24 protein-coding genes are annotated in these 24,413 nt (G+C 64.5%); 12 read left to right on the top strand and 12 right to left on the bottom strand.

The window, feature by feature from the left end; genetic code table 11:
* Nucleotides 1-4: 4 nt before the first annotated feature.
* From GY791_15225 to GY791_15210, 4 genes are all read right to left on the bottom strand, one after another.
* Nucleotides 5-1,207: a pyridoxal phosphate-dependent aminotransferase gene (locus GY791_15225; protein MCP4329778.1), complete on the bottom strand. Its 1,203-nt coding sequence runs from the start codon at nucleotides 1,205-1,207 to the stop codon at nucleotides 5-7.
* 63 nt (nucleotides 1,208-1,270) lie between these two features.
* The gene (locus tag GY791_15220; GenBank protein MCP4329777.1) at nucleotides 1,271-1,588 is read right to left on the bottom strand and encodes a YnfA family protein; all 318 of its coding nucleotides are present in this window, start codon (nucleotides 1,586-1,588) and stop codon (nucleotides 1,271-1,273) included.
* Between the two features lie 40 nt (nucleotides 1,589-1,628).
* The gene (locus tag GY791_15215; GenBank protein MCP4329776.1) at nucleotides 1,629-1,838 is read right to left on the bottom strand and encodes a transporter; all 210 of its coding nucleotides are present in this window, start codon (nucleotides 1,836-1,838) and stop codon (nucleotides 1,629-1,631) included.
* 479 nt (nucleotides 1,839-2,317) lie between these two features.
* The gene (locus tag GY791_15210) at nucleotides 2,318-2,740 is read right to left on the bottom strand and encodes a CBS domain-containing protein (protein ID MCP4329775.1); all 423 of its coding nucleotides are present in this window, start codon (nucleotides 2,738-2,740) and stop codon (nucleotides 2,318-2,320) included.
* A 258-nt stretch (nucleotides 2,741-2,998) separates the two neighbouring features.
* On the opposite strand from GY791_15210, the gene GY791_15205 reads away from it, so the two are divergent.
* A complete protein-coding gene (locus GY791_15205) occupies nucleotides 2,999-3,463 on the top strand; it encodes a DUF4863 family protein (GenBank protein ID MCP4329774.1) in 465 nt (154 codons plus the stop codon).
* Nucleotides 3,464-3,665: 202 nt separating this feature from the next.
* On the opposite strand, the gene GY791_15200 is transcribed toward GY791_15205, so the two are convergent.
* The 5 genes from GY791_15200 to cyoA form a co-directional block, all read right to left on the bottom strand.
* Nucleotides 3,666-4,979: an MFS transporter gene (locus GY791_15200; protein MCP4329773.1), complete on the bottom strand. Its 1,314-nt coding sequence runs from the start codon at nucleotides 4,977-4,979 to the stop codon at nucleotides 3,666-3,668.
* Nucleotides 4,980-5,442: 463 nt separating this feature from the next.
* Nucleotides 5,443-5,760, bottom strand: coding sequence for a cytochrome o ubiquinol oxidase subunit IV (gene cyoD / locus GY791_15195; GenBank protein MCP4329772.1), 318 nt, complete (start codon nucleotides 5,758-5,760; stop codon nucleotides 5,443-5,445).
* Entirely contained in the window at nucleotides 5,761-6,366 is a 606-nt protein-coding gene (gene cyoC, locus GY791_15190) for a cytochrome o ubiquinol oxidase subunit III (GenBank protein MCP4329771.1), read from the bottom strand. It abuts the gene before it with no gap.
* Nucleotides 6,363-8,402: a cytochrome o ubiquinol oxidase subunit I gene (gene cyoB, locus GY791_15185; GenBank protein MCP4329770.1), complete on the bottom strand. Its 2,040-nt coding sequence runs from the start codon at nucleotides 8,400-8,402 to the stop codon at nucleotides 6,363-6,365. Before cyoB ends, cyoC begins: the two co-directional genes overlap by 4 nt.
* Before the next feature lie 11 nt (nucleotides 8,403-8,413).
* Nucleotides 8,414-9,304: a ubiquinol oxidase subunit II gene (gene cyoA / locus GY791_15180; GenBank protein ID MCP4329769.1), complete on the bottom strand. Its 891-nt coding sequence runs from the start codon at nucleotides 9,302-9,304 to the stop codon at nucleotides 8,414-8,416.
* Nucleotides 9,305-9,702: 398 nt separating this feature from the next.
* On the opposite strand from cyoA, the gene GY791_15175 reads away from it, so the two are divergent.
* Genes GY791_15175 through GY791_15165 form a run of 3 tightly spaced genes read left to right on the top strand, consistent with a single transcriptional unit; the run spans nucleotide 9,703 to nucleotide 13,211 of the window.
* Nucleotides 9,703-11,934, top strand: a complete 2,232-nt coding sequence (locus GY791_15175) for a marine proteobacterial sortase target protein (GenBank protein ID MCP4329768.1) — start codon at nucleotides 9,703-9,705, stop codon at nucleotides 11,932-11,934.
* Nucleotides 11,935-11,969: 35 nt separating this feature from the next.
* Entirely contained in the window at nucleotides 11,970-12,530 is a 561-nt protein-coding gene (locus GY791_15170; GenBank protein ID MCP4329767.1) for a class GN sortase, read from the top strand.
* 45 nt (nucleotides 12,531-12,575) lie between these two features.
* Nucleotides 12,576-13,211 carry an intradiol ring-cleavage dioxygenase gene (locus GY791_15165; GenBank protein MCP4329766.1) on the top strand — a complete coding sequence of 212 codons (636 nt, stop codon included), beginning with the start codon at nucleotides 12,576-12,578 and terminating at the stop codon, nucleotides 13,209-13,211.
* A 32-nt stretch (nucleotides 13,212-13,243) separates the two neighbouring features.
* On the opposite strand, the gene GY791_15160 is transcribed toward GY791_15165, so the two are convergent.
* From GY791_15160 to GY791_15150, 3 genes are all read right to left on the bottom strand, one after another.
* Nucleotides 13,244-13,621: a hypothetical protein gene (locus GY791_15160; protein ID MCP4329765.1), complete on the bottom strand. Its 378-nt coding sequence runs from the start codon at nucleotides 13,619-13,621 to the stop codon at nucleotides 13,244-13,246.
* Between the two features lie 26 nt (nucleotides 13,622-13,647).
* A complete protein-coding gene (locus GY791_15155; GenBank protein MCP4329764.1) occupies nucleotides 13,648-13,941 on the bottom strand; it encodes a type II toxin-antitoxin system HigB family toxin in 294 nt (97 codons plus the stop codon).
* A gap of 90 nt (nucleotides 13,942-14,031) precedes the next feature.
* Nucleotides 14,032-15,057 (bottom strand): helix-turn-helix domain-containing protein, encoded by a 1,026-nt coding sequence (locus GY791_15150; protein ID MCP4329763.1) that lies wholly within the window; start codon nucleotides 15,055-15,057, stop codon nucleotides 14,032-14,034.
* A 132-nt stretch (nucleotides 15,058-15,189) separates the two neighbouring features.
* On the opposite strand from GY791_15150, the gene GY791_15145 reads away from it, so the two are divergent.
* The 8 genes from GY791_15145 to mobB all read left to right on the top strand — a co-directional run bounded on the left by GY791_15145 (nucleotide 15,190) and on the right by mobB (nucleotide 24,407).
* Nucleotides 15,190-16,248: a class I SAM-dependent methyltransferase gene (locus tag GY791_15145; GenBank protein ID MCP4329762.1), complete on the top strand. Its 1,059-nt coding sequence runs from the start codon at nucleotides 15,190-15,192 to the stop codon at nucleotides 16,246-16,248.
* A gap of 103 nt (nucleotides 16,249-16,351) precedes the next feature.
* Nucleotides 16,352-18,478 carry an excinuclease ABC subunit UvrB gene (gene uvrB / locus GY791_15140; protein MCP4329761.1) on the top strand — a complete coding sequence of 709 codons (2,127 nt, stop codon included), beginning with the start codon at nucleotides 16,352-16,354 and terminating at the stop codon, nucleotides 18,476-18,478.
* A gap of 141 nt (nucleotides 18,479-18,619) precedes the next feature.
* Complete coding sequence (locus tag GY791_15135; GenBank protein MCP4329760.1) at nucleotides 18,620-19,588, top strand: calcium/sodium antiporter; 969 nt, start codon at nucleotides 18,620-18,622, stop codon at nucleotides 19,586-19,588.
* Between the two features lie 30 nt (nucleotides 19,589-19,618).
* On the top strand, nucleotides 19,619-20,395 hold the full coding sequence (locus GY791_15130) for an SDR family oxidoreductase (GenBank protein MCP4329759.1): 777 nt from the start codon (nucleotides 19,619-19,621) through the stop codon (nucleotides 20,393-20,395).
* 46 nt (nucleotides 20,396-20,441) lie between these two features.
* Entirely contained in the window at nucleotides 20,442-20,855 is a 414-nt protein-coding gene (folB, locus tag GY791_15125; GenBank protein MCP4329758.1) for a dihydroneopterin aldolase, read from the top strand.
* A gap of 445 nt (nucleotides 20,856-21,300) precedes the next feature.
* A complete protein-coding gene (gene uvrC, locus GY791_15120) occupies nucleotides 21,301-23,202 on the top strand; it encodes an excinuclease ABC subunit UvrC (protein ID MCP4329757.1) in 1,902 nt (633 codons plus the stop codon).
* 51 nt (nucleotides 23,203-23,253) lie between these two features.
* A complete protein-coding gene (gene pgsA / locus GY791_15115) occupies nucleotides 23,254-23,871 on the top strand; it encodes a CDP-diacylglycerol--glycerol-3-phosphate 3-phosphatidyltransferase (GenBank protein MCP4329756.1) in 618 nt (205 codons plus the stop codon).
* A gap of 38 nt (nucleotides 23,872-23,909) precedes the next feature.
* Nucleotides 23,910-24,407 carry a molybdopterin-guanine dinucleotide biosynthesis protein B gene (gene mobB, locus GY791_15110; GenBank protein MCP4329755.1) on the top strand — a complete coding sequence of 166 codons (498 nt, stop codon included), beginning with the start codon at nucleotides 23,910-23,912 and terminating at the stop codon, nucleotides 24,405-24,407.
* Nucleotides 24,408-24,413 lie beyond the last annotated feature (6 nt).

Genomic DNA, 24,413 nt, shown 5'->3' with positions numbered 1-24,413 from the left:
GTGCTCAGCTCAGCGCCGCGCAGGCGCGCTGGATGCGGGTGCAGGCCTCGGTCAGGGCCTCGGTCGAGGTCGCGTAGGAGACCCGGAAATGGGGCGACAGGCCGAACGCCGCGCCCTGCACCGCGGCGACGCCCTCGGCCTCGAGGATATAGGTGACGAAGTCCTCGTCGGTCTTGAGCGTGCGGCCGTCCGGCGTCTTGCGCCCGATCACCCCGGCGCAGCTCGGATAGACGTAGAACGCGCCGTCGGGGGTCGCGCAGTTGATTCCGTCGGCCTGGTTGAGCATCGATACGACGAGGTCGCGCCGCTCCTTGTACATTTGGTTGTGGGCGGCGATGAACTCCTGCGGCCCGCTCAACGCCGCCGCCGCCGCCGCCTGGCTGATCGAGCTGGTGTGGGTGCTGCTCTGCGACTGGACCTTGTTCATCGCCTTGATCAGGTCGGCCGAACCGCCGGCGTAACCGACCCGCCAGCCGGTCATGCAATAGGCCTTGGAGACGCCGTTCACCGTCAGGGTGCGGTCGTAGAGGCCGGGTTCGACCGCCGCGATGGTGGCAAACTCGGCGCCGTCATAAAGGATGTGCTCGTACATGTCGTCGGTCATCACCCACACCTGGGGATGGCGCAGCAGCACGGCGGCCAGCGCGGCGAGCTCGTCCCGCGAATAGGCGGCGCCGGTCGGGTTCGACGGGCTGTTGAGGATCAGCCATTTGGTGCGCTCGGTGATCGCGTCCTCGAGCGCATCGGGGCGGAGCTTGAAACCGCTCTCCTCGCCGCACGGCACGATCACCGGCTCGCCCTCGGCGAGCAGCACCATGTCCGGGTAGGATACCCAATAGGGCGCCGGCACGATGACCTGGTCGCCAGGGTCGAGGGTCGCCATCAGCGCGTTGTAGAGTACCTGCTTGCCGCCGCAGCTGACGGTGACCTGGTCGGCCGCATAGATGAGGCCGTTCTCGCGCTCGAACTTGCCGGCGATGGCGGCACGCAGCTCGGGAGTGCCGGCGACCGCGGTGTACTTGGTCTGGCCGTCCTCGATCGCCTTGATCCCCGCCGCCTTGATGAAGTCCGGGGTATCGAAGTCGGGCTCGCCGGCGCCGAGGCCGATGACGTCGCGGCCGGCGGCGCGCAACTCGGCGGCCTTCTGGTTCACGGCGAGGGTCGCGGACGGCTTGATGCGCCCGAGGCGGGAAGCGATAAACGGCATGATGGCCTCGTCTATGTCATCGGTGGCAGGCGGTCCGCACCCTACGCCGGTCGCCGCGGTGCTTCAAGCGGCGCGCGGGCCGAACAGGATTACCGCCATGCCGACGAGACAGATCGCGGCGCCGATGGCGTCCCAGCGGTCGGGACGGGCGCCCTCGACGATCCACAACCAGACCAGCGAGGCGGCGATGTAGATCCCGCCATAGGCGGCATAGGCGCGGCCGGCGAAGGGGCTGTCGACGAGGGTCAGCAGATAGGCGAATAGCGCCAGCGCCAGCACGCCGGGAACGACCCACCACACCGGCTTGTCGAGGCGGAGCCAGGCCCAGAACGCGAAGCAGCCGGCGATCGCGGCGCCGATATAGGCGAGGATCGAGGTCATGGCGCGGTCGGAGAGCTCGCGGGCGGGCCGTCGCGATACTCTAGTCGGTGGCGAGGATGACTTCGGACGCCTTGATCACCGCCCTCACCGGCGAGCCCTCGGCGAGACCGAGGTCCTCGACGGCGTCGACCGTCACCGTCGACGTAATCAGGGTGCCGCCGCCGATGTCGACGGTGACCTGGGCCGCCACCGTGCCCGTCTTCACCGCGACCACCTTGCCGTCCAATATGTTGCGCGCGCTCAGCTTCATCGATGCCTCCGTAATTCGATACGGCTGGCGGCACCGTGGCACGGAACGGCGGGCGCTTCAACGGCGCGAGGTTGGCTGTGCGGCTGCCAGGCGGCTGCAATCTCGGCACATTTCATGATAGATCGGCCTGTAAAGCTCATCGCCTCGATTAGAGGGCTCGCCCGCGAGGATCGCCCGTTGCGTTTCGTCCCTAACGATCTTTCAAATTTCGTCCGGCACAGGCCCGCCTACCCCTCGGCAATACAACAAGACCAGACAATAGAACTAGAATCACGAGCGGTTGAAGTTCTCGCCACACAGAACCCCACGACCCAGGTTGCTGTGCACGTATACCGAGCCAGGGTGTGTTCTCATAAGTCTCTGTCACTTTCCACGGCGGTGAGACATCCTCACCTTCGCAGGTGTATTTCTTCGGGATTTCCCCCATCTATAAAATGCGTGAGAGGTGAGCGTGCGTTGCACGGTCTCCAACCCACAATCTAAGCGATACGCTCCCATAGCGCCGTTTCATCATCGAGCCTTGCTTTCTCAAGACCGTGGAAGTCCCGGCGCGACACGAGACCCATGACCTGTCCGTCATCGACGACCGGCAGATGCCGGTAATCACCGTCGTGCATGAGACGCAACGCCTCGATGGCCGTCGTTTCGGAGCTGACCGTGTCCGGGTTGGGGGTCATAATCTCTCCTACGTGCGTCTTGTTCGGATCCAGTCCCTCGGCAATTATGCGGCAGGTCATGTCATTTACCGTAAGGATGCCTTTCAAGGCTTTACCCTCCATGATCAGCACCGCCCCAACGTTGTTATTTCGCATCAGTTTTGCGGCCCGCCGCGCCAGGGCCTTTGCCCCAAGGTGCACAATTGTCTGTCCGCGTATAACATCGGGGATGATCCGACGGGGCATTCTTTGTTCTCCTCAATGGCCATGATCGCCACGCCAGCGTGGCGCCCAACCGGTTACCTTTGAAATGCCAGGGGTGCATTGATCCATGACAAGTTCGTTTCGATTATTCAGGCCGGGCCTGACGACGTTTCGATTGTTTCGCCGCCATCGCGACTCGGTGAGTTTTGCAGCACCTTCCGGCGCAAAGCGAACATACGGCGGATCAATTCGCGATCTTCGGCCGGTTGAGATTTCAACGCGCGAGAGAGGAAGCGTAGCATGGGCCTAGCGGACTTCGAGACCTTGATTCGCCCGGTGACGCGAGCTGTTCGGGGAGCGTCGATCGATGCTGGTTTGGCCGAAGACTTGAACCGGCTCTTTCCCGCCGACGGCGAGCAATACCACGCCATCGAGCGGGCCTGCCACGCCGCGATCGGCGCCGGTTGGATGTGCCAAGAGGGCGGTAAGGGGCGGCGCTTCGGGCGCGTCATCGAGCCTAGCCCGACAAGCGACGGGTTCAGCGTAGATGTTGTCGACATCACCGATTTTCGCGGCCCTCACCACCGTCATCCAACGGGCGAAATTTGCATGGTGATGCCAGTCGCGGAAGCGGCAACTTTCTGCGGTCACGGTCGCGGTTGGTGCGTTTTCGAGCCAGGTTCCGACCATTACCCGGAAGTTACAGGCGGCCGGGCGCTCGTTCTCTATTTGCTTCCGGACGGTCGGATAGACTTCACCGAATAAGGACACATTAGGGGAGCCCGCGGCAGGAAGATTGAGCGCATACCGGTGGCTCGCATTCGGTCATTGTGTCGGCTTACCGCCCGAAATCGGACGTCGAGCGCCCCTCGCTGTTAGGATCGCCTAACGGGCACCAAGTCAATGCAAAGACCCGTTCGCCCGATCTCGCCTCGTAGTCAGGGACCGCACCGCCGTCTCTCGATTATTACCTTGCGGAACCGGTATCGCGTTCGATTGCGACGTAACCGATCACCAGGACAACTGTCAAGAATCCCCCCGTCGCCAGAAAGACGGCCTGATAGTCCTGTGTTATCAAATAGATTGTACTGCACACCGCCATGCCGATGGTGCCGCCCAGGAGCTGGGCGGTCATGACGATGCCACCGGCCTGACCCTGTTCATCTAGCGTTACGGCGTTCATGATCGCGCGCTGGGGCGGCATGAAACAGAACGGCATCGCCGCACCCCAGATAACCAAGGCAGGCACCAGCACGAGATAGTCGTCCCATGGGGATGCCATGCCGATCCACAACACGCTCGCAACGGCGCAAGCGAGCCCGCCAAGCGCTGGCCGGCGCGAGCCATAGCGATCAGCAAATTTTCCCGAGGCGGCTGCCGTCATCGGACTACCGACTACCGCGACCACCAATGCCAATCCGGCAACCAAGGGACTCATGCCGATACTGTGCTGAAGGTAAAGCGCACCAAAGATGATGATGGCAATCTTGCTGAACTGGGCGGCAAAGACGACCAGATTGCATGCCGTGAAGCTCGCGCTGGCAAACAATGCCACCTCGACGAGCGGTGCTTCGAGACGTCGTTCCAGAAGGACAAAATAACCCAGGACAGTGATGCCGCCAACCAGCGGGATGAGGATCGCGGGGCTGGACCAGCCCCAGTCTGGCCCCTGCATGATGGCAAAAACCAACATGGTTAATCCGCCGACCAGCGTCGACAGCCCGGTGACATCAAGCTTGGGCTCTGAGCCCTCGCGCGCGGGGTCTCGCCACACGATGAGCACAATGACTGCAATTGCAACGACGATCACGGGGTTGATCCAGAAGATCCAACGCCAGGAAATCACCTCGGTAAAAAAACCGCCGACCAGCGGACCCAAGGCGAGGAAAACCGTGCCGATGGCGCCATAAATGCCGAGCGCCACACCGCGACCTTCTGGTGGAAAGACGATGGTTATCATCGCCATGGAGGCCGGGAAAATGACCGCAGCCCCGATACCTTGAACCGCACGGGCGGCGATCAGCCAGACGCCGTCTTGGGCAAACCCGCAAGCCAGCGAGGCCAGTCCGAAGATGATGACGCTAACCGTGAAGAGCACCCTGTGCCCGACGATATCGCCGAGCTTTCCGCCCGCCGCCGCAAAGCCGGCGAAGACGAGCAAGTAGGCGTTGACGACCCAATGAGAGGCGACAAGCGACAAGCCGAGGTCATGGCGAATAGTCGGCAGCGCAACGCCGACAACGGTCTCGTCGAGCAGAATGAGACCGACCACGCCGCCCATGGCGACCAGAATCCAACGCTGTCGGCTCTGATCGTCGATAACTTCCACCACGCTCCATCAATCGGAAGGAACTATCAGACAGTCTATACAAACCTTGATCATTCAATGTCCGTATGGGGTCCCGGTTGTGTGGAAACGCTGGCCCGAGCCTGACGTGAGCAATTCGGTGGTCGGCCCGGACAGTGTTTGGGCGTTGCGAGATCTGAGGTTAAGGGTCGAGCTTGTGATCTCCCAGTGGCGTTCTGAGCGGGCATTTGGCGGTCGCTATCAAGCGTGAACCGGGGGGGGTTATGCCCTCATCGCGCCGATCAGCGGTACGACCGCCCTGCCGTCCAGAAGGTTGCGCCCGCTCAGTTTCATCGTGTCCTCCGTCGACCGGTTGCATCGCCGGCGAGGGTGGCACGGAGAGGCGGACGCTTCAACGACGCGCAAGCCAGACAACCGGCCCGCCGTCGCCCCGCGCTCACACGATCATGCGGTTGTGCAGGTCGAGCATGATCCACAGGCTGCCGCCGATCAAAAGGAAGATCAGAACGGCGGCGAAGGCGATCGCCACGATGTTCTCGCGCGGCGTCGTCTCCAGGTCGAGATGGAGGAAACAGCGCAGATGGACCAGCACCTGGATCAGCGCCAGGACGGCGATGACGATCAGCGCCGGCAGTCGCGGCACCACGTCGATGGCGACCAGCGCGAACGGGATCACGGTCAGCGCCAGGGCGAGGACGAAACCGGTCAGGTAGACCTTCACGCCGGGTTCGAGATTGGCGATCCAGACCTTCATTCACATCACTCCCGGCAAATAGACGACCGAAAAGATGCCGATCCAGACGATATCGAGGAAGTGCCAGAACAGGCCGAGGCGGAACAGCCGCGACGTCGCCGGCACGGTCAGGCCGCGGACCGCGATCTGCGCCGCCATGATGACGATGAAAATCAGGCCGAAGCTGACATGCAGGCCGTGGGTGCCGACCAGGGTGAAGAAGGCGGACAGGAAACCGCTGCGGTCGGGGCCGGCACCGATTGCCACCATGCCGGCAAACTCGCCGATTTCGAGGGCGACGAAGCCGAGGCCGAGCACGAAGGTGACCGCCAGCCAGCCGAGCACGCCGGCCTTGTGACGGTCGCCGGCGGCCAGCGAGGCGAAGCCGAAGGTGAGGCTGCTGACCAGCAGCAGCATGGTCTCGGCGAAGGTCCGCGGCAGGCTGAACAGCTCCTTCGCGGTTGGCCCGTCGGCGGTGCCATGGGACATCACGACGAAGGTCATGAACAGCAGCGCGAAGATGATGGCGTCGCTCATCAGGTAGAGCCAGAAACCGAACGCCCGCTGTTCCACGATCTCTGAGGTTTCCCGATCGCGGGCGGCGGACGGCGCGGCGATATCGGTCATGTCACGTTCCCCGGTAGCATTTGGGCGGCGAAGGCGGGGTCGCGTTCGGCTTCTTCGCGCGGCGCCTCGGCGATGGCCAGGGTCTTGTAGCGCTCGTTCTCGATCTCCTCGACCTCGCGGGCGGTCAGGCAATAGTCGGGATCGTCATCGAAGGTGCGGACGACGATCGTCGCCAGCATGACGAGCGCCGCGGCGGCGACCAGCCACCAGATATGCCATATCACGGCGAAGCCGAGGACGAAGGCCATGCCGCCAAGGATCGGCCCGGCGCCGGTGTTCTTGGGGATGTAGATGTCCTCATAGCGCTCCGGCCGCCGGTAGGCGACGCCGCCTTTCTTCATCTCGTGGAAGGCATCGAGGCTCCCGACTTCGGGCAGCACGGCGAAATTGTAGGGCGCCGGCGGCGACGAGGTGAGCCACTCCAGGGTGCGCCCGTTCCAGGGGTCGCCGCTGAGGTCGCGCCGCTCGCGCCAGTCTCGCACGCTGACCGCCAGTTGAATGAGCTGGCAGGCGATGCCGCACAAAATGAGGACCGCCCCTGCGGCGGCGGCGATCAGGTAGGGCTGCCATTCGGCGACGTTGTAGTGCTCCATGCGCCGCGGCATGCCGAGGAACCCGAGCGCATAGAGCGGCATGAAGGCGAGATAGAAGCCGACCAGCCACAGCCAGAAGGCGCGCCGGCCCCATTGTTCGTCGAGCGTGAAGCCGATCACCTTGGGGAACCAGTACATGAAGCCGGCCAGATAGCCGAACAGCACGCCGGGGATGATCATGTTGTGGAAATGGGCGACCAGGAACGTCGTGTTGTGCATCAGGTAGTCGGCCGGCGGTATCGCGTGCAGAACACCCGTCATGCCGCCAATGACGAAGGTCACGATGAAGCCGATGGTCCACAGCATCGACGGGTGGAAGCGGATGCGGCCGCGATAGAGTGTGAACAGCCAGTCGAAGACCTTCACCCCGGTCGGGATCGCGATGATCATCGTCGCGATGCCGAAGAAAGTGTTGACGTTGGCGCTCGCGCCCATGGTGAAGAAGTGATGTAGCCAGACCGCGAACGACATCAGGGCGATCGCCATCGTGGCGTAGACCAGCGATTTGTAGCCGAACAGCCGCTTGCTGGAGAAGGTCGCCACCACTTCGGAATAGACACCGAAGGCGGGCAGGACGAGGACGTAGACCTCCGGGTGGCCCCAGATCCAGAACAGGTTGATGTAATTCATAAAGTTGCCGCCGGCCTCGTTGGTGAAGAAGTGCATGCCGAAGATCCGGTCGAGGCCGAGCATGGCGCAGGCAACGGTCAGGGCGGGGAACGCGAAGGTAATCACGATGCTGCTGCAGAACACGGTCCAGGTGAACATCGGCATCCGCATCAGGGTCATCCCCGGCGCCCGCCGCTTGATAATGGTGACGATGAAATTGATACCGGTCAGGGTCGATCCGGCGCCGCTGATGAGCACCGCCCACAGCCAGTAATCGACGCCGACGTCGGGTGAATACTCAATCCCCGAATAGGGCGGGTAGCCGGTCCAGCCGGCGGTCGAGAACTTGCCGATGACCAGCGAGATCATGACCAGCCCAGCGCCCGCCGTGGTCAGCCACAGACTGACCGAGTTGAGGAACGGGAAGGCGACGTCGCGGGTACCGATCTGCTGCGGCACGACGATGTTGAACAAGCCGCTCATGAACGGCATCGCCACGAAGAAGATCATGATGGTGCCGTGGGAACTGAAGATCTGGTCGAAATGGTCCGGCGGCAGATAGCCGTCGGAATTGAGCGCGACCGCCTGTTGGCTCCGCATCATGATGGCGTCGATGAAGCCGCGCACCAGCATGACCAGCGCCATCGTGATATACATGATGCCGATCCGCTTGTGGTCGACGCTGGTCAGCCATTCGACCCATAGATAGCGCCACTTGCCGAAATAGGTGATACCGGCGATGACGGCGAGGGCGGCGCCGACGGTAATCGCCGCCCCGCTCATGGCGACCCAGCTGTAAAGCGGCAAAGCGTCGACGGTCAGCTTACCGAACATCGCGGTGTCCCCTAGTTGGCTTCGTCATGCTCGGCCTCCGTCCGGTTGGCCGCATATTTGGCGAGGATGGCGTCGAACAGGTTCGGCTCGACGGCGGAGTAGTAGGTCACTGGATGCTTGATGCTGGGCGCGGCGAGGGCGTCGTAAGCGCTGGGATCGAGCCGTTCGGGCGATTGCTTGACCTTCGCCACCCAGGCCTCGAAGTCGGCGCGCGAGGCGGCGATCGCCTCGAAATGCTGGTCGGCGAAGCCGTCGCCGCTGTATTGCGTGTTCTTGCCGGTAAACCGGCCCGGCGCGTCGGCCAGCAGGTGCATTTCCGTCCGCATCCCGGCCATGGCGTAGATCTGCCCGCCCAGAGCGGGGATGAAGAAGGAGTTCATCACCGTATCCGAGGTGATCTTCAGGCTCAGCGGCGTTTCGCTCGGAAACACCAGCTCGTTGACGACGGCGATGTCCTGCTCGGGATAGATAAACAGCCACTTCCAGTCCTGCGCCACGACCTCAACCTCGAGCGGCGGGACGGACGAGGCGAGCGGCCGGTACGGGTCGAGCTTGTGGGTATTGATCCATACCAGGACGCCCAGCGAGATCACGATCAACGCCGGCACCAGCCAAACGACCGCGTCGAGCGGCGCCGAGTAATCCCAGTCGGGCCGATAGGCTGCCTTCTCGTTACCGGCGCGATAGCGCAGCACGAAGCCGAAGGCGAGGACGAAGACCGGGATGACGACGATCAGCATCACCTTAAAGGCGGTGAACAACAGGTCGCTCTCGGCCTGCCCGATCGGCCCCTTGGGGTTGATGATCGGGGCGTCGGCGAGCCCGCACCCGGCGGTAAGCAGCACGGCCGCCAGCGCGGCCATCGCTCGCCAGGCACGGCTATGGAACGGCGGTCTCCCCATGGCGGGGAGCGTAGCAGCATTTGGCCGCTGACGTGAAGGGGTTAGGGTGAGGCGATTGCCAATCGTGAACGCGTCGCTCTAAATTTCGAGTCGCGCGGCAGGCTCGTTCGCAGCGAATCCGGGAAGGTCGGGACAATGATGCTGTCATAGGCATCGGGCACGAGGCTCGTTGGCGACCGGTCGGTTCCGAGGAGTGGCAGCGACGTCGTGCATGAAGTCGAATGGCCGCCGTCGCCGATCGAACGGATGCCCGATACCCGTCTCCTCCCCCTCTCCGCCAATTTATCGCCGCAATTGATCCCATTGCCGCCCCATTCGGACGCCATTGACGCCACATCTCCGCCGTCCCCTTGACGCTCCGGCGTGCCAGTACGGGCGCCGTGAACGGGGAGACGACAATGAATTACCGCACCGGTCGCAAGACCCTTACCGCGGCGCCGACGGCGGCGGCGCGCGACTTTCTCATCGCCCGCCTGATGGTGGCGGCGCTGATTCTCACTGCTTTACCCATGGCCCGCGCCGGCGCCGAACCGGCGACCGAGGCCCCACCCCGCCCGGAAATGCGGCTCGCCGAGGCTGGGCGCGGTGAATTGCTGTTCCGCGGCGACCGCGAAGGCATCTTCACGGTGGCGCCGCAACTGACGACCGACGTGATGATGAATGTCAGCGGCATGGTCAACCGGGTCACCGTGCGCCAGCGCTTCGCCAACCCGGACAACGCCTGGGTCGAAGGCATCTATGTCTTTCCGTTGCCGGAGACGGCGGCGGTCGACCATTTGCGCATGCAGGTCGGCGACCGTTTCATCGACGGCCTCATCCGCGAACGCGAACAGGCGCGGCGCGATTACGAGCAGGCTAAAGCCGAAGGCAAGACTGCCTCGCTGCTGGAGCAGGAGCGGCCCAACATCTTCACCACCTCGGTGGCCAATATCGGCCCTCGCGAGGAGATCGTCATCGAGATCGAGTACCAGGAGACCCTGGCCTATGACGGCGGCACCTTTTCGCTGCGCTTCCCGATGGTGGTCGGGCCGCGCTACATCCCGGGCGAGGTTCAGGTCGCCGGTTTCGGCGGCAGCGGCTGGGCGGATAACACGGCGCGGGTGCCCGACGCGGCGCGGATCACGCCGCCGGTGCTGCATCCGGCGCTCGGCAAGATCAACCCGGTGAGCCTGGAGGTCGTCCTCGATGCCGGGTTTCCGCTCGCCGAGATCGTCAGCGCGACCCATGACATCGCGGTCCAGGAACTCGAGGACGACCGCGTCGCCGTCACCCTCGACGCCGCCGAGGTGCCCGCCGATCGCGATTTCGCGCTGAGCTGGACGCCGGCGGTGGGCGCCGCCCCCGGCGCCGGGCTGTTCGTCGAGCGCCGCGCCGACGGCAATTACCTGCTGCTGATGATCATGCCGCCGACCGAGATCCTGCCCGGCTATGTCCCGCCGCCGCGCGAGATCACCTACGTCATCGACACCTCGGGCTCGATGTCCGGGACCAGCATCGTCCAGGTGCGGGCGGCGCTCGGCCTGGCGCTCAACCGCCTGCGCCCCGAGGACCGTTTCAACATCATCCAGTTCAACAGCGACACCAGCAGCCTGTTCCCCGAGGTCGTCGCGGCCACGCCTGGCGCGGTAATGGCGGCCAAGCGCTATGTCGCCCGGCTCCATGCCGACGGCGGCACCGAGATGTTGTCGGCGATGAAGGCGGCGCTCGGCGGCGGCGACGGCGACGGCGACGGCCGCCTGCGCCAGGTCATCTTCCTCACCGACGGCGCGATCGGCAACGAGAGCGAGCTGTTCGAGACCATCAACAAGCGGCTCGGCGACCGCCGCCTGTTCACCATCGGCATCGGCTCGGCGCCGAACAGCTATTTCATGCGCAAGGCGGCGGAATACGGCCGCGGCACCTTCACCCACATCGACGATCTCGAAGAGGTCGCGGCGGAGATGGCCGCGCTGTTCGTCAAGCTCGAGCAGCCAGTGGTGACCGACATGTCGATCGCCTGGCCCGACGGGGTCGAGGTCGAGGCGATGCCGCGCCGCCTCCCCGACCTCTACCAGGGCGAGCCGGTGGTGGTGACCGCCAGGATCGGCGCGCTGCGCGACAACCTCGGCCTGCGCGGGCGGCGCGAGCAGGACGATTGGATCCTGACCGTGCCGCTGACCAGCGGCGCCGACCATGACGGCATCGCCGCGCTATGGGCACGAGCGAAGATCGACGAACTCGACGACAGCGTCCACGGCGGCGCCGACCCCACAGAGGTGCGCAAAGCAATCGTCGATGTCGCCCTCGACCACCATCTGGTCAGCGCCCATACCAGCCTGGTCGCCATCGACGTGACGCCGCGGCGGCCCGACGGCGAGACCGCCGACACCCGCACGATCGCCACCAATCTGCCCGCGGGCTGGGATTTCGACGCCGTCTTCGGCACCCACGACGAGCGCCGCCGCGGCATCACCCCGGCCCTGCGCAAGGCCAGCCTGACCGACCCCTCGGCAGCGGGCACGCAGCTGGCGGCGATGCCGCTGCCGCAGGGCGCGACCGCGGCCGAGCTTCATCTGTTGGTGGGGCTGCTCATGTTGCTGCTGGCGCTGGCGCTGGCGTGGCGGGTGCGGCGCCCCCACGGCGCGGCATGACGCGTCGCGCCTCCCTGGCCGTGGCCGCCGCCGTGATGGCGGCGGCCGGGCTGTGGCTGGTCGGTGACGGCCTCTATATCCGCGCCAAGGCGGTGCTGGCGCAGCACCTGCTGGCCGGGGCCTGGGCCGACACTCTCGACGGAGCGGAGGGGGTCAAGCCATGGTCGTGGGCCGATACCTGGCCGGTCGCGCGGCTGTCGGTACCGCGCCTCGGTATCGACCATATCGTGCTCGCCGGCGGCAGCGGCCGCACCCTGGCCTTCGGGCCCGGCCACGTCGACGGCACGGCGCTGCCCGGCATGGCGGGAACCAGCATCATCGGCGGCCACCGCGACACTCACTTCCGCTTCCTCGAGAAGGTCGCCACCGGCGACGCGATCGAGGTCGAGCGTGCCGACGGCGCCGTCCGCCGCTATAGCGTCGAAGACGTGCGGATCGTCCACAAGGACGCCGCCCGCATGCCGGCGGGCGACGGTGCGCCGGTGCTCGTGCTGTCGACCTGCTATCCCTTCGACGCGGTGGTTCCGGGCGGCCCGCTGCGCTACGTCGTGACCGCGCGGGCCGACAATACGGACCGCCGCCTCGCGGGAATGTGAAATCGCAATGCTTGACCGGCACGGGGATCGGCGCAGAGTCGGGGCATGAGCATGATCCTGCCGTCCCGCCGCCGTATCGTCACCGCCGGCCTGGCGATTGCCGGGTGGGGTGCATTGAGCGCCGCCGGCGGCGCCCTCATCGCCACCCTGCGCCAGACCGCGGGCCCGTTCTACCCCGACCGCCTGCCGCTCGACGTCGACAACGATCTGGTCTCGATCGCCGGTGGCGGCCAGGCTCGGGGCGAGGTGATCCATGTTTTCGGCCGCGTCGTCGACACCGGTGGCCAACCCCTGCCCGGCGCCCAAATCGAGATTTGGCAGGTCGACGCGTTCGGCCGCTACATCCACAGCCGCGACGCCGAGCGCGGCCGTAGCGATCCCAATTTCCAGGGCTTCGGCCGCACCGTCAGCGACGGCGACGGCGGCTATCGGTTCCGCACCATAAAGCCGGTGGCCTACGGGTCACGGGCGCCGCACATCCACGTCAAGGTTGCCGCCGGCGGCCGTCCCGATCTGGTCAGCCAGCTCTATATCGCTGGCGATCCGGGCAATGCCCGCGACGGGATCTACAATTGGATCAGCGATCCCCGGCAGCGCGCCGCGGTGACCATGGACCTGACGCCGCGTCCCGACCTCGAGCCGGGGACGCACGGCGCCGCCATCGACCTCGTCCTCGATTGACACCGCTCAGGCGGCGTTGTTCCGATTTTGCTCTAGGCGCCGTCGCGGTCGAGCGCATAGTCGGCAATGAGCACCTCCGCCGGGATCTGCCATTGCTGGTGGAGGGCGCGCACCATGTCCATGCTGAGGGCACGCTTGCGGTTCAGGACCTCCGACGCCCTCGGCGCGGATTTCAACACCGCCGCGAGGTCGGCCTGTTTGAACCCCTGCTGCTCCATGCGGAAGCGAATCGCCGCAACCGGGTCGGGGGCCTCGATTGAGTGGTTCTTTTCCTCGTAGGCGACGACGAGAGTCGTCAGGATATCGAGCTCGTCGCCCTTCTTGGTATCGGGCGCGGCGTCCATAAGGCGCTCGATACGGGCAAGCGCGGCCGCGTAGTCGGCTTCGGTCTTGATAGGCGTGATCTTCATTTTGCCGCTGCGCTCCTTGGCTGCCGCTAGACGGAATTGGCGTCGATCTCGTCATACTCCTTGTGGCTTCCGACAAACCGGATATAGCCGATCCGGTAGTCGAAATTGAACTTCACGATCAGCCGGTACTTGTTGCCACCGATGTTGAACACCACCCGGCTGTCTTTGAGAATGCTGGCGTTGCCGTACATCGCTTTCACCGCCGCCGGCGTGGCCCAATCGGCGCCCTCGGCTTCCTTGAACCACGCTTTCAGAGGCTCTTCGCTGTCCGGGTAGAGGTCCCAGAACGCCCTGAGGGTCCTGCGAGCGATGATCCTCATGGAGAGAATATAGAACATTCCCAATTCGGGAACAAGTCCGGGTTTTCCCAAATTGAGAAAAATCTTATAGCCAACCGAACGCCGCCGCCATCAAGCCGCGCTGTCGCCGTAATCGGGAACCTTGAACTTGCGCCGGTAGACGCCCGGCGTGACCCCGGTGATGCGCTTGAACAGGCGGCGGAAGAAGGCCGGCTCCTGGTAGCCGACTTGCCAGCCGATCTCGTCGATCGGGGCGTCGGTGCGTTCGAGCCTCCGCTTGGCCTCCTCGACCCGGAGCCGTTGGACATAGCCGATCGGCGGATAACCGGTGGCCTTGGTGAAGCGGCGCTTGAAGGTCCGCTCGGCGACGCCCGACCGGCGCACCATCTCCTCGACCGGGCTGGCCACTGAAAAGTTGGCGGCCAGCCAAGCCTGAGCGTCGCCGACGACGCCGTCGCCGTGGTCGGTCGGTGCGTCGAAAATGATATAGGGCGCCAACCCGTCGCGGTGCCATTGCAAGGCGAAGAACTTGGCCGCCAGTTGCGCCGCGGCGGGGCCGAGATGGCGGGCGACCAGGTACAGCACCAGATCGTGCCACGACGTCGACGCGCCCGACGAGATATATTGCCCACGGTCGCCGGCGACGACCAGGACTCGTTCGGGGCGTAGCGACACCGCGGGAAAGGTCTCGCCGAAGGTCTGCGCATAGGTCCAGTGGATGGTCGCATCCTTGCCGTCGAACAGCCCGGTTTCGGCCAACAGGAAGATGCCGGAGCAGGCGGAGCACAGGACCGCACCGCGATCGTGCATCGCCGCCAACCAGGCGACCAATTCCGGGTATCGGCCCTTCTGCCAGCCGGCCGGCGACAGGATGAAGGACGGCACGATGACGATGTCGGTCGCAGCGATGTCGTCGATGCCGCGATGGGTTTCGAGCACGAGGCCACTGGCCAAAACGACCGGCCCCTTCCGCCGGCCGACGATCTCGACCTCGAACGGCGTGACCTCGGGCAGGGCGCCGGCGCCGTAGGGCTTCAGCAGCGCCGACAAGCTCATGACATCGTAGATGCCGCTCAACGTCGATACCGAGGCATCGGGGACGGCGATCAGGCTGACATGCTGGGAGGTTTCGGTCATGGCGCACCCGAATTGGCATAAATGAACCGATATTGACGATTCTCGCTCTCACAACCGGGGGCGTCAACTGCCATGGTCGCCCTCCCCTGGCGCCGCATGGGCGCCGATGTCCCCAACACGGAGAATCTGGACATGACTATCGACCAAACCAAACTCGACGGCCTGCTCGCCACCGTCGTCGGCGACCTGTCCGCCGGCTATGCCGGAATCATGGTCAGTCTGGGCGACAAGCTCGGGCTCTACAAGGCGATGGACGGCGCCGGCCCGCTGACCCCCGGCGAGGTCGCTCGGCGCAGCGGCTGCGCCGAGCGTTACGTGCGCGAGTGGCTCAACGCCCAGGTCGCCGGCGGCTATGTCGCCTATCACCCGTCCAGCAGCACTTACGAACTGACCGCGGAGCAGGCGATGGTCTTCGCCGACGATACCAGCCCGGTGTTCATCCCGCCGGCGTGGCAGGTGCCGGCGTCGATGTGGTTCGACGAGGACAAGGCGCTCGATTCGTTCCGCACCGGCGAGGGTGTGGCCTGGGGCGACCACGACGGGCGTCTCTATTGCGGTGTCGCCGCGTTCTACCGCAACGCCTATCGCGGCAGCCTGGTCGCGGAGTGGCTGCCGGCCCTCGACGGCGTCACCGAAAAGCTCGAGGCGGGCGCCAGGGTCGCCGATGTCGGCTGCGGTCACGGCCATTCGACGATCATCATGGCCGAGGCCTTTCCACGCTCGCGGTTCTGGGGCTTCGACGCCCACGACGGATCGATCGCGGCGGCCCGCGAAAACGCCGCCGAGGCCGGGGTCGCCGACCGCGTCACCTTCGCCCAGGCCGATGCCGGCGGCTACCCGGCGGAGGGCTATGATCTGGTCTGCTTCTTCGATTGCCTGCACGACATGGGCGATCCGGCGCGCGCGCTCCGTCATGCCGCCGCCGCGCTGGCCTCCGGCGGCACCGTGATGCTGGTCGAGCCGTTCGCCAACGACCGGGTCGAGGACAACGTCAATCCGGTCGGCCGCCTCTATTACGCGGCGTCGACGACGATCTACTGCGCCCACGCCCTGTCCGAGGGCGGCCCCCTAGCGCTTGGTGCCCAGGCCGGTGAGGCGCGGCTCGCCGAGGTCTGCGGCAAGGCCGGATTGTCCAAGTTGCGGCGCGCCAAAGAGACGCCGTTCAATCTCATCCTCGAAGCACGGCCGTAATCCTGGCCTCCAAGCGGGATGCCCGCGGCCCGCGCCGCCCCGGGCATCCCGACGGCGGTCCAAGGGACTGGCAATTTCCCGTCCGTATCGACATATAAGGGCGATGGGGACCGCCACGCCGCCACTGCTCCGCGAAGGCCCGCTGCCGCCATTGATGACAGCGGACGATGCCGCTGCGCCGTTCGAGCTGGTCTCCGACTACCGGCCGTCCGGCGACCAGCCGCAGGCGATCAAGGAGCTCATTGCCGGTCTCGAGAACGCTGAACTCGATCAGGTCCTGCTCGGCGTCACCGGCTCGGGCAAGACCTTCACCGCCGCTCACGTCATCGCCCATATGGCACGGCCGGCCCTGATCCTGGCGCCCAACAAGACGCTCGCCGCCCAGCTCTACGGCGAAATGAAGAGCTTCTTCCCCGACAACGCGGTCGAGTATTTCGTCTCCTATTACGACTACTACCAGCCCGAGGCCTATGTCCCGCGGACCGACACCTATGTCGAGAAGGAAGCGCAGATCAACGAGCAGATCGACCGCATGCGCCACAGTGCGACGCGGGCGCTGCTCGAGCGGCGGGACGTGATCATCGTCGCCAGCGTCTCGTGTATTTACGGCATCGGCGCCGTCGAAACCTATTCCGACATGGCGTTCACGATCGCCGCTGGCCGACGGGTCGACCGGACGACGCTGCTGCGGCGCCTCGTCGAATTGCAATACCGCCGCAACGACGGCAACTTCCATCGTGGCACGTTCCGTGCCCGCGGCGATACTGTCGAGCTGTTCCCGGCCCATTTGGAGGACCGCGCGTGGCGAATGTCCCTGTTCGGCGACGAGATCGAGTCGATCGCCGAATTCGACCCGCTGACCGGTGAGAAGGGACAGTCGCTCGACCAGATCAAGGTCTATCCCAACAGCCACTACGTGACGCCGAAACCGACGCTCCAACAGGCCGCCGGCCAAATCAAGATCGAGCTCAAGGCGCATCTCGAGGAGCTCAACCGCGACGGCAAGCTGCTCGAGGCCCAGCGCTTGGAGCAACGCACTACGTTCGATCTCGAGATGATGGAGACGACCGGTTCCTGCGCCGGGATCGAGAATTATTCGCGCTACCTGACCGGGCGCAAGCCGGGCGAACCGCCGCCGACCCTGTTCGAATACCTGCCCCAGGATGCCCTGCTGTTCGTCGACGAGAGCCACATCACGGTTCCCCAATTGGGCGGCATGTACCGCGGCGACTTCGCCCGCAAGTCGACCCTCGCCGAGTTCGGCTTCCGCCTGCCTTCGTGCATCGACAACCGCCCGCTCAAGTTCGAGGAGTGGGAGAAGATGCGGCCGCAGACCGTATTCGTGTCGGCGACGCCGGGCGAATGGGAATTGCGCCGCACCGGCGGCGTCTTCATCGATCAGGTCATCCGGCCGACCGGGCTCATCGACCCCGTGGTCATAATCCGCCCGGCCGCCAACCAGGTCGACGATCTGCTTGGCGAGTGCACCGAGCTGGCGCGTAAGGGGCAGCGCGCGCTGGTCACGACGCTGACCAAGCGTATGGCGGAGGACCTGACCGACTATATGCACGAAGCCGGGCTCAAGGTGCGTTACGTGCATTCCGATGTCGACACGCTGGAGCGCATCGAAATTATCCGTGACCTGCGCCTCGGCGTGTTCGATGTACTGGTCGGGATCAACCTGCTGCGCGAGGGCCTGGATATTCCCGAATGCACGCTGGTCGCGATCCTCGACGCCGACAAGGCCGGCTATCTGCGGTCGCAGACGTCATTGATCCAAACCATCGGCCGCGCCGCCCGCAATATCGAAGGCCGCGCCATCCTCTACGCCGACGAGATGACCGAATCGATGAAGACGGCCATCTCGGAGACCAACCGGCGGCGTGAAAAACAGCAGAAGTTCAACGCCGAAAACGGCATCACCCCGGCCTCCATCAAGAAACAAATCGGCGACATCCTCGAGAGCGTCTACGAACGCGACCATGTCACCGTGCCGACCGGCGACGGCGAAATGAAGCATTTGGTCGGCAAGGACCTGACCGACTACGTGGCCGATCTCGAGACCCGAATGCGGGCCGCCGCCGCCGACCTCGAGTTCGAGGAAGCGGCGCGCCTGCGTGACGAGATCCGCCGCCTCGAAACCGAAGATCTTGGCGTTGTCGCGTCGCGTTACGCCGACCCCGGCAGCAGGCCGAACAAAGGCAGAGGACGCCGTGGGCGGCGGCGCTGATCGGATAACGGGTCATACGCCGCTTGACGTGGCATCCGCCTGTCCCCTATCTCCCGGGGTCGCCGGTCGCTCGGGCCGCGATGGTGGGGCCAAGTCGTCGCACGCGGTGAGGGGTAATCCAATTCGAGGCTGCACAAGCCCATGATGTTCGTCCTAGTCGTCGTGGGGCTCGTGATCCTGCTCGTTGGCGCCGAGTTCCTGGTCCGCGGTGCGGTCGGGTTGGCCAGCCGGTTGGGCGTGTCGAAGCTGGTCATCGGGCTGACCGTGGTCGCATTCGGAACCTCGGCGCCGGAATTGGTGGTCAGCGTGACGGCCTCGCTCCGCGGCGCGTCGGAAATCGCCCTCGGCAATGTCGTCGGCAGCAACGTCTGCAATATCATGATGGTTCTCGGCGCGGCGGCGATCGTCCGTCCGATCGTCTGCACGACCCCCTGGCTGGTGCGCGACGGGATCAGTGTCCTGGCCGCCACCGTCCTGATGATCGTAATCGGCGCCCTGGGCGAATACACGGCGGTTCACGGTGTTCTGTTCCTGACCCTGTTGGCGCTATTCCTCTACTATTGCTATCACACCGAGCGGCGCGCGCCGGCCCGGGCGACCCACGCCAGCGAAGTCGATGAGGTGAGCGGCGTTCCGTCGACGACGGCTTATGCGGCCGGCCTGCTTTTCGGTGGTCTTATCGCCGTCGTTGTGGGATCCGAGCTTCTGGTGATGGGCGCCATCGACATCGCCCGGTTCTTCGGCGTTTCGGAGTCGGCCATCGGTTTGACGCTGATCGCGTTCGGCACGTCGCTGCCGGAGCTGGCGACGGTTCTGGTGGCGGTCGCGCGGGGGCACGATGATATCGCCGCCGGCAATGTGCTCGGCAGCAATCTGTTCAATATCCTCGGCGTGCTCGGGGCGGCGGCAATCACCGCCCCGGTGCCCGTCGTCCCGGCTATGCTGACCTTCGATTTCTGGATCATGCTGGGCGCCGTCCTCGTCTTACTGCCCTACATGATTTCCGGACGGAAACTGGGCCGCGTCACGGGAACCGTTTTCGTGATCGTCTATGTCGGTTTCGTCGCCGCGCAATTCTTGGGGTTTTCGGGGATGCCCAACCATGTCTGAAGGCGTTGACCGTCGTCATAGTTCGGAGCCATGACCACGAACAAATCTGACCCTCGCACCGCGTTGGTGACCGGCGCCGCCAAGCGGATCGGCCGCAGCATCGCGCTCGATCTTGCCGCCGCCGGCTGGGCGGTGGTCGTGCATTACGGCGCCTCCAAGGAGGACGCCGAGAACACGGTCGCCGAGATCACCGCCGGTGGCGGCCGGGCGGTTGCCATCGGCGCCGACTTGTCGAACGAGGCCGAAGTCCAGCCCCTGGTCGAAAAGGCGGCCGACGCCTTGGGCCCGTTGACCTGTCTCGTCAATTGCGCTTCGACCTTCGAAATGGACCTTCATCACACGGCGACGCGCGAGTCGTGGGATCGGCATTTGGACGTCAATCTCAGGGCCCCTTTCGTGCTGTCGCAGAACTTCGCGCGGCAGCTTCCGGCGGAAGGCGATGGCAACATCATCAATCTTCTGGACCAACGGGTGTGGAGCCTGACGCCCTATTTCATGTCCTATACCGTGAGCAAATCCGGTCTATGGACGCTGACCCGGACGCTCGCGCTGGCGTTGGCCCCGCGGATCCGGGTCAACGGGATCGGACCGGGACCGACCCTGCCGAGCAAGCACCAGAGTGCAGACCAGTTCGAACGGCAGGCGCTTGCCATGCCCCTGCGGCGCGGCGCCACGCCCGGGGAAATTTGCGGTGCGGTACGCTTTATCCTTGCGACACCTTCGATGACCGGGCAAATGATAGCCCTCGACGGCGGCCAACATCTCGGCTGGGCACAACCCCAGGAGATCGTCGCCGCCGACGGTTGACCGACGGGCCGCCGGCAAGAGCGGCCGAGACGCGACGAGGTACGAGATGAGCCGGTCCAATGTCGTACAACCCTTTCCCCTCGCCGACGGGCGCGCCGGAACACGTCACGTATTCGTACGCGACCTCGTTCTTCCCGCCGATATCGGCGTGCATCATCACGAGCACGGGCGCCAGCAGCAGGTACGGATCAATTTGGACCTGTCGGTTCACGAGGGAAATGCCTCGGCCGACGATGACTTGGCCAATGTCGTCTGCTACGAGCGGATCGCCGACCGGGTCCGCCTCATCGTCGCCGAGGGCCATGTTCGATTGGTCGAGACATTGGCCGAGCGCATCGCCGACATGTGCCTCGCCGACCATCGCGTCGCGATCGCGCGGGTGCGTATCGAAAAGCTCGAGGCGCTGTCCGATGCCGAAAGCGTCGGTGTCGAAATAGAACGGTTCAACGGTGGCGCCTAAGCGATCGCGAGGCGGCAAAAACCGTTACCAAAATCAGTCATTTGTACACAGTGCCAATTGCGCCTCCAATCGGTCGCGAACGAATCTGAAACTCGCCGGATTGTGACAGATTCATGGCCATATCGGCAGAATTTATCATTATATTTCACTTAGTTAGAATATGTGCCTAAAAATTAGGCAATGAGGAGAATATGAGGCGGATGCTTGACCTGCTTCCCGCGCGGGGCCATTTCCCACAAACTTACCCACAGAAATCGTGGATATCTATCTGGCGCCGATCAAAGTCCGCCGATTTCAGTCGCTTAGCCGATTGCCGGGGCGTGATTGGCGCCGATTTTCCGTTATGGTTAACAAAAAGTTAACGACGCTACGATCGAGTTCTCGAGGCCGCACGCGAAGCCGCCATTGACCGTCGGCCGGCAAATCGGACAATCGGGCCTACGCCATGAATGAAACCGCATCGACCGATTTGACCACTCAACTCGACCGCGGCGGCGCCGTCGTCCGGGCCGCCGTGGAGACGATGCCGTCGCGGCCCGGCGTCTATCGCATGCTCGACCGAAAGGGCGACGCGGTCTATGTCGGCAAGGCCAAGAACCTGCGCAAGCGGGTGGTGACCTACGCCCATGTCGGCAAGCTGCCGGTTCGTCTCCGCCGCATGATCGCCGAGACCCAGTCGGTGGAAGTTGTCGTGACCCATACCGAAGTCGAGGCATTGCTGCTCGAGAGCAACCTGATCAAGAAACTGAAACCGCGCTATAACGTTCTCCTCCGCGACGACAAATCGTTTCCCTATATTCTTCTCACCGCCGACGGCGAGTGGCCCCAGGTTGTCAAATATCGCGGCAGCCGTTCGGCGCCCGGTGAGTATTTCGGCCCCTTCGCCTCCGCCGGCGCCGTCAATCGCACCCTGGCCTCGCTGCAGCGCGCCTTCCTGCTGCGCTCGTGCTCGGATTCGGTGTTCAAGAGCCGCAGCCGGCCGTGCCTGCTCTATCAGATCAAGCGGTGCGCCGCCCCCTGTGTCGGACACATCTCGGAGCCCGAATACGCCGCGCTGGTCGAAGAGGCGCGACAGTTCCTTTCCGGTCGCAGCCAGCAGATCCAGCGCAAGCTGGCGACCCGGATGGAAGCGGCGAGTGCCGAGTTGCGCTACGAAGCGGCCGCCGCCTACCGCGACCGCATCCGGGCGCTGACCCAGATTCAGGCCAAGCAGGACATCAACCTGGCCGGGGTCGGCGACGCCGACGTCATCGCCATTCATCAGACCGGCGGCCGCACGTGTATTCAGGTCTTCTTCTTTCGCGCCGGTCGCAATTACGGCAACCGCGCCTACTTTCCGCGCCACGACCCCGACGAGCTGGTCGACCGCGTATTGGCGGCTTTCTTGGGCCAGTTCTACGACAACAAGCCGGTGCCGCGGACCGTTCTGCTGAGCCTCGTGCCGACGGAACTGACCCTGATCGAAAAAGCCCTGCGCGCCCACAGCGGCCACGCCGTCGATATCCGGACGCCGCAGCGCGGCGCCAAACGGAAGCTGGTCGACCACGCACTGGCCAATGCCGAAGAGGCGCTGGCGCGGCACCTGGCGGAAAAATCGTCGCAACAGCGGCTGCTCGATGGTGTCACCGAGGTGTTCGGTCTCGACGGCCGGCCGCAGCGCATCGAAATCTACGACAACTCCCATGTCGGCGGTACCCATGCGGTCGGCGGCATGGTCGTGGCCGGGCCGGACGGCTTCATCAAGAACGCCTATCGCAAGTTCAACATCAAGTCCGCGGCACGTGACGGCGGGCCGGGCACGATCGCGCCCGGAGACGATTACGGCATGATGCGAGAGGTGTTGCGGCGGCGGTTCGCCCGCGCGCTGAAAGAGGATCCGGAACGCAGCGCCGAGCACTGGCCGGACCTGGTGCTGATCGATGGCGGACGGGGTCAGCTCAATGCCGCGCTTGCGGTCCTCGCCGATCTCGGCATCGAGGACCTCGCGTTGGTCGCCATCGCAAAAGGGGCCGACCGCGATGCCGGCCGCGAATCCTTTCATATGCCGGACCGGAGGAGCTTTTCGTTACCGCCCAAGGACCCGGTTCTGTATTTTCTTCAGCGGCTCCGGGACGAAGCCCACCGATTCGCCATCGGCAGCCACCGCGGCCGCCGCTCGAAAGCGATCGGAACATCGATTCTCGATCAGGTCGACGGTATCGGCGCACGCCGCAAACGCGCACTGCTCAATCATTTCGGTTCGGCGGCCGGAGTCGCCAAGGCCGGACTCGGCGATCTCGAAGCGGTCGCCGGGATTAGCAAATCGGTAGCAAAAAAAGTTTATGATCATTTTCATGCGGATGGGTAGTATGGAGCCTGCCGGCGTGGAGCCGAACGAGGTGTCGAAAGACGGGGTGCAATGATTACGTCATTGCCGAATATGCTGACGCTGTCGCGGATTGCGGTCATTCCGATGATCGTGGCGCTGTTCTTTGTCGACGGCGACGCGGCGCGATGGGCCTGTTGCGCTCTGTTCACGATGGCCGCCATCACCGACTATTTCGACGGCTACATCGCCCGCAGCCGCCAGCTGGTATCGAACCTGGGACGCTTCCTCGATCCGGTTGCCGACAAGCTCCTGGTGGTAACAGTGATACTGATGTTGGTCGCCTTCGACCGCATGTCGCTGATCACCGTGCTGCCGGCGGTCATCATCCTATGCCGTGAAATCATCGTTTCGGGTCTGCGCGAGTTCTTGGCCAGCCTGCAGGTCGGCCTGCCGGTAACCACGTTATCGAAGTGGAAAACCGGAATTCAGATGGTCGCGCTGGGCTTCCTCATCGTCGGCGATGCCGGCCCCGGTTTCATCCCGGTTCAGTTCATCGGCGAGTTGGGGCTGTGGCTCGCGGCTCTGTTGACGTTCGTGACCGGATACGACTACCTCCGCGCCAGCGCACCCTATATGGTGGACGACAAGAAGGGGCGCCCTTCCGCTGACCGTGGCAACGGCGCCAAGTCGGCCGGCGTCACGCGCTAGAGCGCTAATACGAACCAGCAGCCGGAGACTTTTCGAACGTGAAGATTTTCGGCCTTGCCGGATGGAGCGGTAGCGGCAAGACGAGGCTTGTCGTCAACCTGCTGCCTGCGTTGGTCGGACGCGGCCTGTCGGTGTCTACCCTGAAACATGCCCATCGTGGCTTTGACGTCGACCAGCCGGGCAAGGACAGCTATGAGCACCGCCGGGCCGGCGCCACCGAAGTCCTGGTCTCGTCGCCGCGACGGTGGGCGCTGATGCACGAGATTCGCGGCGAAATCGAACCGACGAGCGCGGAATTGATCGGCAATCTGGCGCCGGTCGACCTGGTCCTGGTCGAAGGCTTCAAGCAAGACGATTACGATAAGCTCGAGGTCCACCGTCCGGCGGTCGGCAAGCCGTTGCTGTGCCATCATGACCCCAAGGTCGTCGCGGTGGCGTCGGACGCGCCCGTGCCGGGGCTTGATATCCCGGTCATCGATCTCAATGATATTAGTGCCGTCGCAGATTTCGTGATCGCCCACTGCGATCTCAAATAGGGACGA

The sequence above is a fragment of the Alphaproteobacteria bacterium genome (assembly GCA_024244705.1).
Classification (GTDB): Bacteria; Pseudomonadota; Alphaproteobacteria; order JAAEOK01; family JAAEOK01; genus JAAEOK01.
The sequence above is the reverse complement of the archived record's forward strand: the minus strand, read 5'-3'. Positions and strand labels throughout refer to the sequence as shown.